Raw genomic sequence first — 12,812 nt, 5'->3', positions numbered from 1 at the left:
ACGTTACGATTCCTTGATTCGACCGACCAGAGGTGAGGTATGGGACGTTTGTTCGGCACCGACGGAGTTCGCGGACTCGCCAACGACTCGCTCAGTCCTGAACTGGCATTGCGGGTTTCGGCTGCGGCGGCGCAGGTTCTGAGCCGAGGGAAGAAGCGTGCGCTGGCGGTGGTGGGCCGCGATCCGCGCGCCAGCGGGGAAATGCTGGAGGCCGCGGTGACCGCGGGCCTGACCGCCGCGGGGGTGGACGTGCTCTCGGTGGGGGTGCTGCCGACTCCGGCGGTGGCGTATCTGACCGCGGCATACGACGCGTGTTTGGGCGTGATGATCTCCGCCTCGCACAATCCGATGCCCGACAACGGAATCAAGATCTTCGCCGCGGGCGGGCACAAACTCGACGACGCCATCGAGGATCGCATCGAGGAACTCGTCCATCAGAAGGCCTTCGCGCGGCCCACCGGCGCGGGAATCGGCCGGGTGCTGAGCCAGTCCGGTGTGGACGGTCATGTCGACGCCCATTACAGCCTCGCCGGAACTCACGAGCGCTATGTCGAACATCTAGTCGAGGCGACCGGGCGTGATCTGAGCGGCCTGACCGTCGTCGTGGACTGTGCGCACGGGGCCGCCTCCGATGTCGGCCCGGCCGCCTACCGCGAGGCCGGTGCCCGCGTGATCGCGATCAACGCCGAGCCGAACGGCCTGAACATCAACGAGCGTTGCGGCTCCACCCATCTGGACCATCTGCAGCGTGCGGTGCGCGAGTACGGCGCGGATCTGGGATTGGCCCACGACGGCGACGCCGATCGCTGCCTGGCCGTCGACGCCGCGGGCGCGGTGGTGGACGGCGATGCGATCATGGCGGTCCTGGCGCTGGACATGCACGAGTCGGGCGAACTGGCCCAGGACACGCTCGTGGCCACCGTGATGAGCAATCTGGGCCTGCACATCGCGCTGCGGGAGGCGGGAATCACCGTGCGCACCACCGCCGTCGGCGACCGCTACGTGCTAGAGGAGTTGCGCCGCGGCGGCTACAGCCTGGGCGGTGAGCAGTCCGGCCACGTGGTGTTCCCGAAGTACGGCACGACCGGCGACGGCATCCTCACCGGACTGAAACTGATGGCGCGGATGGCCCGGACCGGCCGCAGCCTGGCCGAGCTGGCGAGCGTCGTGCGGACCGTCCCCCAAGTGCTGGTGAACGTCCCGGTCGCCGACAAATCCGCGGTGGCCACGGCCCCCGAGATCCGCGACGCCGTAGCCGAGGCCGAACGCATCCTCGGCGATACCGGCCGGGTCCTGTTGCGCCCCAGCGGCACCGAACAACTCGTCCGAGTCATGGTGGAAGCCACCGACTCCGACCGCGCCCGCCAACTGGCCGACGACCTCGCCAAACGCGTCGCTGCCATATAGGCCCTTGCCCCGTCGCTTCACGCCGGGGCGGGGGTCCACCGCCCCTGACGGGAAAGCGAATTTTCGCTGGTCGTGGGTAACAAGGGGGAGGATAGGGACGCATTGGGCCGTACCGCGAAGTATGGTGGACGTCGAATCATGATGCGACAGCGAAAGCTTGGGTTTCCGTGAGGGGGAACAGTGAACACGCTGAAGCTGGATCCGGCGGCGATGGCCGCCTACACCACCATCGCGGATACGGTCTCGGAACAACTGGCGTCGGCGGCCGCGGTCGCGGCGGGCGCGGTGCAGCCCGAGAAGCTGTCGGCCGACCTGGGTTTGGTCGGTGCGGACTTCGCGGCACGATTCACCGCCGCGGTGTCCGAACACGCCCAGGCACTCTCGACGGCGGGCCAGCTGGTCGCCGCCTACGGGCAGGTGCTGCGCGGCTATAACACCACCGCACAGGTCACCGACGCCGACAGCGCGGGCGCCATCGCACAAACCGGGGAGGAATTGGCATGAGGCCCGCCGCGCTCATGAAACGCCGCCCCGCGAACGATTCCGGCTCCACCACGCCCGCCGCGGCCACCGACCCCTCGGTCGACCCCCCGATCGTGCAGACATTGGTGCAGCCGCTGCTTGATTTGCGCGCCTCCCTCGGCAGCGGTGTCGGCGTTCCCGACGAGGCCGTCGCCACCGCGCTGTCCAACGCCTCCGCACAAGCCGCGGACACCGAGCGCCCCCACCGCGACGGCATGCACGGCCTGGAATCGACCTGGACAGGTCCGGCGGCCGATGCCGCTGTCCCCACGTTGCGCACCACCCAGACTCGGATCGGCGAGATCTCCGACCGCGGCCCGGCCTATCTGTCATTGCTGGCCGATGCCCAGGCCACCAGTGCGCGCGCCGCCAGGAAGGTGGATCGAATCATCGAGGACTTCCGCCGCGACGCCCGCACGATCCTCGGCAATGCCACCGCCGCCCCGGACACCGACGCCGTGATCACCCGGGCCACCCAGGCACTGCGCGAGGCGATCAAGACGGTGCAGGCCGCGCAGACGGAGATGGACGATCACACCCAGCGCCTGTCGGAGATGGAGCCGCTCACCGTCACCACACCGACCGGCGCCGCCCCCACCTGGAACGGCACCGGGCAGTACGGCGTCGGCGGCACGGCCACGAACCAGTACGGCGCACCGGGAACGACCCAGCCGATGGACCCGGCGCTGGCGGCGCAGCTGCAACTGCAACAGCAGCTCATCCAGGCCGGTGTCCAGGTCGGTACGGCCGCAATCAACGCCGGTGTGGATATCGGCACCCACCTGATCGACAAGATCGCCGAGGTCGGCACGCACGCCATGGATACGGTGGCGGCCTCGGTGAACAACGTGGTGGACACGGCCGTTCCCGAACTGATCCGCCCCGGCTCCACCACCGGTGGCGACGGGTCCACCGGATCGAAGATCTTCGATTTCGGCGGTAACCAGCCGTCCGGGCAGTCGTCGCCGAGCACACCCGGCGTGGTCATCCCGCCTGCCCCGAATGCCGCACCCGCGCCGAACAATTCGTCGGCACCCGCGCCGAGCGCATCGGGCCCCGGTGCAAACCCGGCGAAACCGGAGGTGCGACCGGAACCGGCCCCGCAACCTCCCGCATCGACGGCGCCGCCCGCACCAGAACCACCCCCGCCCGCGGCCGCCGCGCCGCCCGCCCCGGACCAGTCCGGTCACGGGGGCGGTGTCGCCGGTGGCATGGCCATGCCGCCCCCGCAGGCGAACAACGATCAAGATCACAAGCCGCGCGAGGGGCAACTGGGCGTGACAGTGCCCGCGGCCGTGGCGGAGGAAGAGACGGTTCCCGCCGCCGTCATCGGCGATTTCGGCGATGACACGCTCTGATTCCGGCGGTCCTGGCAAGGACCAGGGCAATCCGTTCGACCTCGGGCTGCCGATGCTGCGGACCCCGGAGCGGAAACCGTCGAGGCGGCGCCGGTCCGGTCGCCGTCCGGTCCGGCGCGGCAATCAGGCGAGCGCCGTGCCCGAGCCGCTACCGGGCCCGCAGGGTTCGTCGTATCCGTCCGGCGAATGGGAACGGTGGCTCGATCCGAGCCCGGTGCCGCAGCGGGAACCGATCGCGGCGCCCGGCGAACGCGTGCACCACGCCAGCGAGTACGACGCCACGGACGATCCGGCCGACAAGTCCGATCTGATTCCGGTACTGATCGATCGGTCGGGAGGTAATCCCGGCGCCCGGTTGCGGCATCCGCGTCGGCCCCGCCGCGACAACCGCCGCGGCGACAAGGTGGTGGCCGCGCTGATCGTGCTGGGCCTGGGGGTCGTGGTGGTGTCGATCGTGCTGACGGTGATCCATACCGGCAAACGCGCACAGCCCGCGACCGCCACGAAGCCGGTGCCCGTCCATACCTCGGTGCCCGGGACGGCGGCCGTGGGCGTGCCGACCGCCGTCCCGAATACCATTGCGGCCGACGGCTGTCAGCAGCGCCGCACCGCGGATGTGGTGTCCGGGACCGATCCCGGCGGCACCGGCAGCGGCCCCGACGCCATCCTCGCCTTCGAACGCGCCTATTACGTGCAGCGCTCCGGTTTCGCGGCCCGGGCCGTCGTCGCCGACGATGCGACGGTGCGCACCGCCGAGGAGATTCAGCGCGGCATCAACCAGGTCCCGGTCGGCACCCGCTACTGCGTGCAGATCACCCGCGCCGGCGACGAGGGCCAGTGGGAGGTCCGCCTCACCGAACAGAGGCCCGACGAACAACCCCGCACCTTCACCCAGATCATCACCACCCGCACCATCGCCACCCGCACCCTCATCACGGCCATCCACGCGGGGTGATATCCCGGCCGACACAGCGGTCGATGCTCAGTCCTCGAATAGTTGCCCGCGATCCATGCGCCAGCGGCGGGTGGCGCGGATGCTGTCGAGCATGCGGCGGTCGTGGGTTACCAGCAGCAGAGTGCCGGTGAAGGATTCGACGGCCTGCTCGAGCTGTTCGATGGCCGGGAGGTCGAGGTGGTTGGTGGGTTCGTCGAGGACGAGGAGGTTGACGCCGCGGGCCTGTAGCAGGGCCAGGGCGGCGCGGGTGCGTTCACCGGGGGAGAGGGTGTCGCTCGCGCGCAGGACCTGGGTACCGCGCAGGCCGAATTTGGCGAGCAGCGTGCGCACGTCGGCTTCGGACCGGTCCGGGACCTCGGCGCTGAACGTGTCGGCGAGGGAGGCGCTTGCGCGGAACAGGCCGCGGGCCTGATCCACCTCGCCCACGGCCACACCGGAGCCGAGCGCCGCCGTCCCCCGGTCCGGCCGGATCCTGCCCAGCAACAGCGCCAGCAGCGTCGACTTGCCGGAGCCGTTGGCGCCGGTCAACACGATCCGATCGCCCCAATCCACCTGTGTCGTCACCGGTCCCAGCGTGAAATCGCCGCGGACCACCGTCGCATCCGACACGGTGGCGACCACCGAGCCGCTGCGCGGGGCGGGCGCGATCGACATCCGCAACTCCCACTCCTTGCGCGGCTCCTCCACCGTCTCGAGCCGCTCGATGCGGCGCTGGGTCTGGCGCACCTTCGAGGCCTGTTTCTCGGTGGACTCGGCCCGCATTTTGCGACCGGCCTTGTCGGAGTCCACTTTTCGGGGATCGCGGGCCTTGCGGCGGGCCGTGCGCACGCCGTGCTCGAGCCAGTTGCGCTGCATCTGCGCACGGGCCTCGAGGGCGGCCTTGGTGTCGGCGTACTCGTCGTAGGCCTCCCGGGCGTGGCGGCGCGCGATCTCGCGTTCCTCCAGATAGGACTCGTAGCCGCCGTCGTAGCTGCCGACCTGCTGCTGGGCGAGATCCAATTCGATGATCCGATTCACCGTGCGCGCCAGGAACTCCCGGTCGTGGCTGATCACCATCAACGGCACCCGCACCCCGGCGACGAACTGTTCGAGCCGGGCCAGCCCGTCCAGATCCAGATCGTTGGTGGGCTCGTCGAGCAGCAGGATGTCGAACCGCGACAGCAGCACCGACGCCAATCCGGCGCGGGCGGCCTGCCCGCCGGACAGTCCGGTCATCGGCGCCTGCAGACCATTGGGCAGGCTGTCGATCAGGCCCAGATCGGCCGCGACCTCCTCGGCACGCTGTTCCAGGTCCGCGCCGCCGAGCGCCAGCCAGCGTTCCAGCGCGGGCGAATACTCGTCGGGTCCGCCGTCGGCGAGTCGTTCCGCCGCGGCGTCCATGGCCCGCTGCGCCGCGGCCACTCCCGTGCGGCGGGCCAGAAATTGCAGCACCGTCTCGCCCGGCACGCGTTCGGGTTCCTGCGCCAGATATCCGACGGTGGCGTCGGGCGGGCTCAGGGTGATCTCCCCGGTGGGCGGATTCTGCTCGGCCAGCGTGCGCAGCAGCGTCGACTTACCGGCACCGTTCACCCCGACCAGACCGACCACATCACCGGGAGCCAGCACCAGGTCGAGATCCTCGAACAGGGTCCGCTCGCCGTGGCCGGCGGACAGGCCGCGTGCATGCAGAGTGGTCACCCGAGACAGTGTGCCGGTGTCGGGGTCGGACCCTGAGGTCGGGCCGTCGGAAATCAGGGTGGTGATGGGTCCTGCGCCCGATGCGCGGAAGGGTCCGCACCCAGCACAGTGGAGTCGTACCGTTCGAGACAAGGAGAAACCCGATGACCGCACCCACCCGCCGCCTCACCCGCTCGCGCAGCGACAAGTGGATCGCCGGCGTCTGCGGCGGTATCGCGCAGTACTTCGGCTGGAACGCCACCATCGTGCGGCTGCTGTTCGTGCTGTCGTGCCTGCTGCCCGGCCCGCAGTTCGTGATCTACCTGGTGCTGTGGCTGATCATCCCCAAGGCGTGATCTGCCTCGCATTCTCCGTGCTGTCCGCAGGAACTGGTGATAGACGGCTGCGCGACCGGCCTTGCGGATGACAGGATGGTGCGGCAACCCGTCGCACGTCCCTCGAGGAGCCGCACATGATCTCATCAGGCGATCTGCCGGGCATGGATCTGCCGCACGTCGACGCCCACTCCGATCTCGGGGGCCTGGGCCCCGTCGAACTGCACCATCCCACACAGGATTTGAGCGGCGACGGCATCCCGGACACCGAGACCGTCCAAGGCGATCACTCCATGGAGGTCTGGACCGATATGGACGAGGACGGGATCGCCGACCATGTCACCATCGTCGACAAGGACGGTGACTACGCGGCCTGGGAGTTCCACCATCGCCCCGACGGCACCACCGAGTGGGTCCGCACCGACCAGGGCCATATGGGTTAGCGACTGACCACAGCACGCAAGGGGTGGGTATGGGGTATGTGACGGTCGATCCGGACGCCCTTCGAAAACTCGGATCGAATCTGCGGAACTCCGGCGCTGTGATCGGCACCGAGGCGGCCGGGATCGGCGGCCACGATTTCGGCCCGGCACAGGCGGGCAGCGCCTACGGGCCGGAGGGCAAGAAGGTGCACGACGGCCTCGGACGCCTCGGTGCGTGGTTGAAGAACTGGCAGGGGGCGGTGGAGCAGACCGGCGCGCAGTTCGCCAGGCGCGCCGATGAATACGTCGCGACGGACGCGTCCACCGTGCACAGGATCAAGGCCGTCGGGGTCCAGCTGTGAGTCCCGGCCCGCGGGCGGGGGACAGCCGGTGACCTACGACTACCACGCGCCCGCCGACGCCGCTGTCGAGGAGATGCTGGACCAGGGTGCCACCGGGCTCGAGTATTTCGAGAACTATCTGCCCCGATACACCGAGGTGCGCACATCGTTGGGGCTGGGGCGGGCGGATATGCCGGACTATCTCACCCTGTGCGCGATGTACGACGCCGAACGCGAGATGGATCTGGCGCGCCTGCAGGGAGTGCACGACGCTCTGGTGCGGGTCAATATCGTGGTGGCCGCCGAGCTGCAGAAGCAGCAGGCGCAGTTGGGGGCGCTGAATGCGGTGTGGCAAGGCGGCGCCGGTGAGGCCGCGCACGCCCTGCTGGCGAGTCAATTGCGCCGCGCCGAGGACGATTACGTTCAGTCCAAGACCGTCGAAGCCGCCCTGCGCTCGGCTGTCCGCGGGCTTCGGGAGATCGTCAAGGCGAAGGCCGAGACGGTGTCGCGGTATTGGCATCCCACGGAGCCGGACATCTACGGCGTGGGCCGGGCGGATATCGACACCATGATCGTGAAGTCGTGGACCTATCTGCAGTCGCAACGGGGTGGGGTCGAACTCAGCGATGGTCAGAAGGACGAGTATCGCAAGGCCTACGAGTGGATCAGGGACAGGTTCGTCTTCCATGTGGACAACACCGTCTACGGCTTCGAGGCGCTGTGTGACAGCACGCAGAGTGCGGTGCGGCAGTTGTACAGCAAGCTGTCGGAGGAGTTGAGCAAGCTCGATACCACGCGGTATCCGATGCCTGTCGATGATGCGGGGGTGCCGACCGATCGTCCGGGGCCTGGGGTTGCGAGTGGGACCGGTAGTTCCGAATCGGTGCCGTCGCTGTCCGTTGACCGCGGGCGGAGCGCTCCGCCTGTCTCGTTGCAGTCTGCCGTGGGGGGTGTCCCCTCGCAGTCTGCCGTGGGCGGTGTCCCGTCGCAGTCTGCTGCGGCAGGTGTCCCCTCGCAGTTTTCGGCTGCGGCAGATGTCCCCTCACAGCCGGACGCCGGTGCACCCGCACAGCAGCCCGCCGGGAGAGTGCCGGGCGCGGGCGACGGCCTCGCACAGATCTCTCGGCTCGCTGGGGAGATGTCGCCACTGGTAGGCGGTTTGGTTCAGCCGCTCGAGCATGGCCTCGGCGTTTTGTCGGGGATGATCCACCAGGGAGTCGGCGACGCCGTCGGGAAACTGGACGAACTGACCGGTCATCCGGGTGAGACCCCCAGGGCCGAATTCGACGTCGCCGGACGGCATCTGACGGTCGAGATCGGCAGCGGCGAGCTGAAGCTCGACGTGTCCGAACCGAGCGGGCACGGACAGGAATTCGCAGTGCGGCTGGACGACCACGGCATTCCGGTCATCACCGCGGTCGAGCACAACCCGCCGGAGCCGAACCAACACGAGTCCGGCGCACCGCAGCCCGAGCACCACCCGCCCACCCCTCACGCCGGTGAAGAGAAGCCGGAACAGCAGGCTCCCACGAAAGACCGCGACCCCGATTCATCACCAATGGCTCCTCGGCCCGACCAGCCCAGCCCACCACCCGCGGCCCCCGACCATCCTGTTCCGCCGCCTGTGGTGTCTTCGCGTGATCAGCCCGCTGCGCCGCCTCAGGTCTCCGATCAGCCTGTCCAGCCGCCTGCGGCGTCTCCACCCGACAACCCCAAAGGCAGCGGCGCAACGTTGGCCGAAGCCGGACCCCTCCCCACGGCAGACAGCGGTGCCGCCTTGGCCGGAGCGGGCCCCCTCCCGGCCTCGGATGGCCCCACCGACAGCGGCGCCTCCCTCGCCGAGGCCGGTCCCCTCTCACCCGCCCGCAGGCGCGCCGAAAGCGATCGCGTATGAACGAGCGAACAATCGGCGCCGCCGCCCCGGCGATCCTGCCGGAACCGACCACCGGCGAGGCGCACCCATGAGCGCCGCCGACGACATCGACGACCTCGTGGACGCCCACCGCCGCCTCGTCCGGGGCCTGCAGGAGGAGTGCGACGAGCGAAGACACGACCGCTCCGCCGAGGTCGCAGACCTCTTGGCCGCCATCCACCGCGCCGACACCGAAGCAGCGGAAACCGCCCGCCACGAGGCCACCCCCCGCGAGCCCCGGCACACCGACCAGCCTCCTCAGGTGATCCCCAGCCAGCCGCCCACCCCCGACGACGACGCCTATTACCGCCGCACAAGCTGGCTGGTCTGACCGCGCATGCCGTCCTCCCCCTTCACATCCCGCCGTCGCACCGCGGGCAGGAAGTAGTCCTCGAGGTTGTCGGGCCCGGGGAGGTTGGAGAAGGTCAGCAGCCCGATGGGCAGTGCGATGGCGAGGTAGAAGTCGACCAGCCAGACGCCGAGTAGCTTTCCGAAGGAGGGAAAGCGCCCATTGTCCGGTCGTATCACGACCAGGCCGAAGATCGCCTTTCCGAGGGTCGTGTGGAAGATCGACTGAACCAGCACTCGATCCGCCGCCGATGCTGCGAGCCAAAAACCGACCATGGCAACGAGGTTGACACCCACATGGCGCCAATCCAGGCTGCGTACAGCTGCTGTGGAGAAGTCCGGGGACACGGCCACGCCGCCGCCTATCGCGCACCCGACATGCAACAGCCAATCCACCAGGAAGGCGATGGTGCGCCGCATGCCGCGCGGCGACGGATATCGTGAATCGCCGAGCGCACCGTGGCGAGTCTCCGGCCGCCCGTCGGGTGGCTTCATCACCACCTTCCCGTTTTCCCGGTGCATTTCGAAGTTATTGGTCGCACCGTTCGTGCCCCCCGTGGTCCGCGGATGGCCGTCAGGTTCGCGGTCACGGAATGTGAACCGTGGTGGCGGTCGCGACTTGGCGCGGTAGGCATACCGCAGATCGCCGCCACCCGGTCGCGAAATCACCCCGTACTTCTGTGGATCTCCGGCGAACCAGACTTCGGTGGTGCTCTGATTCACCAGCTTTCCGATGTCCTTCGCCCAGGTGCTCAGAATGAGCCCGGACACCGGCTGTCCGTTCGCATCCAGCAGTTCCACCCACTCGTTACGACCGGTGCTGATGTAGTTGATCGGCCACCGCACCCACGGATAACGCCTCAGCGCCTTCCGCCGCCGTCGCCGAATCCACCCATAGCCGCCGCCGAAGATGATCCCTACCGTGAAGACGGCCGCCGAGAGATTCGCCGAAACCCCGATCGCCGCACGTGCTCCCTCCGAGGGTGCTCGGTCCTGGATGTCGATGAGTACCAAACTCAATGGCAGACAGGCCAAGCCGGCGATCAGCAAAAGCCACGGCAGCACACTTTGTCTCCGAACCGCGGCTCGGGTGGCGGGCCAGGAGATCGCAGGCTGTGCCTTGCCGTGCGGCCCGGCGGTCGGCTCTTCGGTCATATTCCCAGCAAAGACTTTCCTAGGTGAGGGTTGGGTGCGGCGATGAACTCGATGGTGCCGGCCAGCGCCGCGACCACCGGGACGTACTCCTCCCCGGATTCGACAAAGGTGGTGGAGAGTTCCACCACGGCGATACGGGATCCATCCCGCGAGGGGACGACAGCCTCGATCTGGTAGACCTCGGTCTCCGTCGGTTCGTCGGGTTCGGATCCTGACGTCGGAAACTCGGGCGAGGGCATCCGTGTTACGCGGTCCGATATCAGTATCGTATTGCCTGAAATCTCAATGATTTCGACGTTCAGGCATCCTGCCGAGCCTTCCTTTGCGGATAGATAGTCGGCCAGCGTCAGTCGAGGGTTTCTTTGCTCGCCATATCTACTCGCCGTGATGACGAGTGTCGATGTCATGGTGCGCCCATCGCTGGATCGATGTTTACCGAGCCCGCAATACGCGACATTCAGCGAAGAGAGCCTGGTCAGAAACGTGCGCAATGTTCGGAGAACGGCCGGTGCGGCATCGCTTACACCCCCCGGCCCGAGTTGCTCGAACAGAGACGTCGCGGCGGAGATGGAATCGTCGATGCCTTGCAGGGGCAGTGCGATGTAACCTTCCGGAATAGCCACCCTGATGGTGGTCTCGTCCGCAGGTGTGTTGTCTTGCATCATTTTTCGTGACCTCCGACCCACGATTCCACCGGGTTCATGAGGGAGTGCACGACCTTGCCGGACCGAGCGAACAGGTCTATCCCTTCGGTCGCGGTGGCCGCCACGTACTGCCCACTGGTCACGCCGGTGGCCTGCAGCACGGCTACGGCGGCTTTGTCCATGCCCAGAGCCGTGGCCACATTCGGCACACCGGGAACTTTGTCGAGCAGATTCACCACGCTCGACACACCCTTCGAACTCAATGTCGGTTCGTGAGTCAACGCCTGATACATCGCGCTGCCGATGCGCTCGCCGGCCCCGACCGTCTGTGCCGCATGGGCGCCGTCGGCTACCGCCTCGGTACCCCGCAGCAGGCCCCAGCCGACCTTGCCTGCGGCCATTGCCGAGCCACCGGCGGGCGCCAGGCCCAGCGAATCCAGCCCGACCGTCTTCCACGCGTCGAGTTCCCCGTTCATCAGACCCTCGCGGATATTCGGGTCGGAGAGATCGATGGCGAGCAGACCAGCGGTGGCGGCGGCGCCGACGGCGAATCCGATGATGTCGATGGGCGGCGGGGTCACCAAGGCGACGAGCCCGCCCACCGCGGCGACAATGGACAGGATCTGATGAAGGCCTTTTCGATGCTCATCGAGAAACTTTCCGACACCTTTCACCGCGTCCGCAATCCGATCCCAGATGCTCTTGTCCGGTGGGCTGGGGGCGAAATCCTTGGCGGCGGCGTCGAGTTCGGCGGCGATCTTCTTGGCCAGCTTGTCGTGTTCGCCTTCGAGGTCGCGGGCTCGCTGGATGATCGAGGCGATCTGGCCCTGCAAGTTGTCGACGGCGGCGCTTGCCGTGCGGACCTGGGCTGCGGCGGCGTCCAAGCGCGCCTGGGCGGCGGCGAGTTCATTCGGGTCGGAGAATCGCATATTCGCCAGGCCCAGATCGGGGTTGGATTGGGCGCGCTGCAATGCAGTGACGGCTTGCGCGTGTTGTCCGCGGGCTGCGGCGGCCTCGGTTTCCAGGCCCTTGGCGGTGTCCTGGAAACCGACGAGGCCGGTGTGCCATTGGCCGAGCAGGCCTACAGCGCGTTCGAGTGAGTCCTGTGCATAGCCGAGGTCTTGGGCCAGCGTGGCGTCGAAATGAGCGCGAAAGGCATCGCCGCCCTCGCCTTTCCACACGTCGTCGTTGCTGTTGCGCAAGCGGCGCAGCAGATCGTTGGTTTCCTTGACCGCTTGGGCGGCGGAGTTGATCTGGCCGTGTAGAGCGGTGACGTCGCTGGGTGCGCCTGGCACCGGATTGAAACCTAGGTTGGGGTAGGGGTTTTCGCTCACGCCTTCGCCTCCGGCGCGGGAGACTGCCGAGGTGTCGGGCCGCCTGCTGTCCCCCTCAGCTGCTGCAGAATCTGCGCGAACTGGCTATCGACCTGCTGGTAGGCGTCGCGGCACTGGGCGATGCCGTCCGCCGTGCTGCCGGCCGTCTCGCCGATGCGCTCGACGCCGTAGTGCCATCGCTGCTGGAAGCTGTCGGCGGCGTCGTTGAGCACCTTCGTGCCGATGTCGCCGTGCCCGCCTTGCGCCATGGCCTTCAGCACGTCGTTGAGCACCTGTTCGGAGTTGCGGAGCGACTGAACGGCCTTGCTCAGCGCCTCGATATCCACCTGCAGAAAGCCGGCCAAGTAAACGCTCCTTCGTACTGTCTCGGGTAACTGGGAGGACGTGGATCCGGATGACCACTCGGGGGGTTGGACGCACGGA

The 12,812-nt window shown here is 68.0% G+C and carries 14 protein-coding genes; 9 read left to right on the top strand and 5 right to left on the bottom strand.

The window, feature by feature from the left end:
- The first annotated feature begins 39 nt into the window (after window positions 1-39).
- The 4 genes from glmM to IU452_RS02860 all read left to right on the top strand — a co-directional run bounded on the left by glmM (window position 40) and on the right by IU452_RS02860 (window position 4,242).
- On the top strand, window positions 40-1,407 hold the full coding sequence (glmM, locus tag IU452_RS02875; RefSeq protein ID WP_195107261.1) for a phosphoglucosamine mutase: 1,368 nt from the start codon (window positions 40-42) through the stop codon (window positions 1,405-1,407).
- Between the two features lie 180 nt (window positions 1,408-1,587).
- Window positions 1,588-1,911, top strand: a complete 324-nt coding sequence (locus IU452_RS02870) for a hypothetical protein (RefSeq protein ID WP_195107260.1) — start codon at window positions 1,588-1,590, stop codon at window positions 1,909-1,911.
- Window positions 1,908-3,287, top strand: coding sequence for a hypothetical protein (locus IU452_RS02865; protein WP_195107259.1), 1,380 nt, complete (start codon window positions 1,908-1,910; stop codon window positions 3,285-3,287). Before IU452_RS02870 ends, IU452_RS02865 begins: the two co-directional genes overlap by 4 nt.
- Window positions 3,274-4,242, top strand: a complete 969-nt coding sequence (locus IU452_RS02860; protein ID WP_195107258.1) for a hypothetical protein — start codon at window positions 3,274-3,276, stop codon at window positions 4,240-4,242. Before IU452_RS02865 ends, IU452_RS02860 begins: the two co-directional genes overlap by 14 nt.
- A gap of 27 nt (window positions 4,243-4,269) precedes the next feature.
- Here the strand turns inward: IU452_RS02860 and IU452_RS02855 are convergent, their stop codons facing one another.
- The gene (locus IU452_RS02855) at window positions 4,270-5,919 is read right to left on the bottom strand and encodes an ABC-F family ATP-binding cassette domain-containing protein (protein WP_416382263.1); all 1,650 of its coding nucleotides are present in this window, start codon (window positions 5,917-5,919) and stop codon (window positions 4,270-4,272) included.
- Window positions 5,920-6,062: 143 nt separating this feature from the next.
- Between IU452_RS02855 and IU452_RS02850 the strand changes: the two genes are divergently transcribed.
- The 5 genes from IU452_RS02850 to IU452_RS02830 all read left to right on the top strand — a co-directional run bounded on the left by IU452_RS02850 (window position 6,063) and on the right by IU452_RS02830 (window position 9,239).
- Window positions 6,063-6,254: a PspC domain-containing protein gene (locus tag IU452_RS02850; protein ID WP_195107257.1), complete on the top strand. Its 192-nt coding sequence runs from the start codon at window positions 6,063-6,065 to the stop codon at window positions 6,252-6,254.
- 116 nt (window positions 6,255-6,370) lie between these two features.
- Complete coding sequence (locus IU452_RS02845; RefSeq protein ID WP_195107256.1) at window positions 6,371-6,676, top strand: DUF6802 family protein; 306 nt, start codon at window positions 6,371-6,373, stop codon at window positions 6,674-6,676.
- A gap of 29 nt (window positions 6,677-6,705) precedes the next feature.
- Window positions 6,706-7,017 (top strand): hypothetical protein, encoded by a 312-nt coding sequence (locus IU452_RS02840; RefSeq protein WP_195107255.1) that lies wholly within the window; start codon window positions 6,706-6,708, stop codon window positions 7,015-7,017.
- A 28-nt stretch (window positions 7,018-7,045) separates the two neighbouring features.
- The gene (locus IU452_RS02835) at window positions 7,046-8,890 is read left to right on the top strand and encodes a hypothetical protein (RefSeq protein WP_195107254.1); all 1,845 of its coding nucleotides are present in this window, start codon (window positions 7,046-7,048) and stop codon (window positions 8,888-8,890) included.
- A 67-nt stretch (window positions 8,891-8,957) separates the two neighbouring features.
- Window positions 8,958-9,239: a hypothetical protein gene (locus IU452_RS02830; protein ID WP_195107253.1), complete on the top strand. Its 282-nt coding sequence runs from the start codon at window positions 8,958-8,960 to the stop codon at window positions 9,237-9,239.
- Here IU452_RS02830 and IU452_RS02825 read toward each other — a convergent pair.
- The 4 genes from IU452_RS02825 to IU452_RS02810 are packed head-to-tail and all read right to left on the bottom strand — an operon-like array spanning window position 9,212 to window position 12,733.
- Window positions 9,212-10,411, bottom strand: a complete 1,200-nt coding sequence (locus IU452_RS02825) for an RDD family protein (RefSeq protein WP_195107252.1) — start codon at window positions 10,409-10,411, stop codon at window positions 9,212-9,214. The two genes, IU452_RS02830 and IU452_RS02825, sit on opposite strands and share 28 nt — an antisense overlap.
- Window positions 10,408-11,076 (bottom strand): hypothetical protein, encoded by a 669-nt coding sequence (locus IU452_RS02820; protein ID WP_195107251.1) that lies wholly within the window; start codon window positions 11,074-11,076, stop codon window positions 10,408-10,410. Before IU452_RS02820 ends, IU452_RS02825 begins: the two co-directional genes overlap by 4 nt.
- Window positions 11,073-12,389 carry a hypothetical protein gene (locus IU452_RS02815; RefSeq protein ID WP_195107250.1) on the bottom strand — a complete coding sequence of 439 codons (1,317 nt, stop codon included), beginning with the start codon at window positions 12,387-12,389 and terminating at the stop codon, window positions 11,073-11,075. The genes IU452_RS02820 and IU452_RS02815 overlap by 4 nt, the downstream gene beginning before the upstream one ends.
- The gene (locus IU452_RS02810) at window positions 12,386-12,733 is read right to left on the bottom strand and encodes a hypothetical protein (protein WP_195107249.1); all 348 of its coding nucleotides are present in this window, start codon (window positions 12,731-12,733) and stop codon (window positions 12,386-12,388) included. Before IU452_RS02810 ends, IU452_RS02815 begins: the two co-directional genes overlap by 4 nt.
- Window positions 12,734-12,812: the final 79 nt, after the last annotated feature.

The organism is Nocardia transvalensis (genome assembly GCF_015477765.1).
In the GTDB taxonomy this organism is placed as follows: Bacteria; Actinomycetota; Actinomycetes; order Mycobacteriales; family Mycobacteriaceae; genus Nocardia; species Nocardia transvalensis_A.
This window is presented reverse-complemented; position numbering and strand designations above follow the sequence as displayed.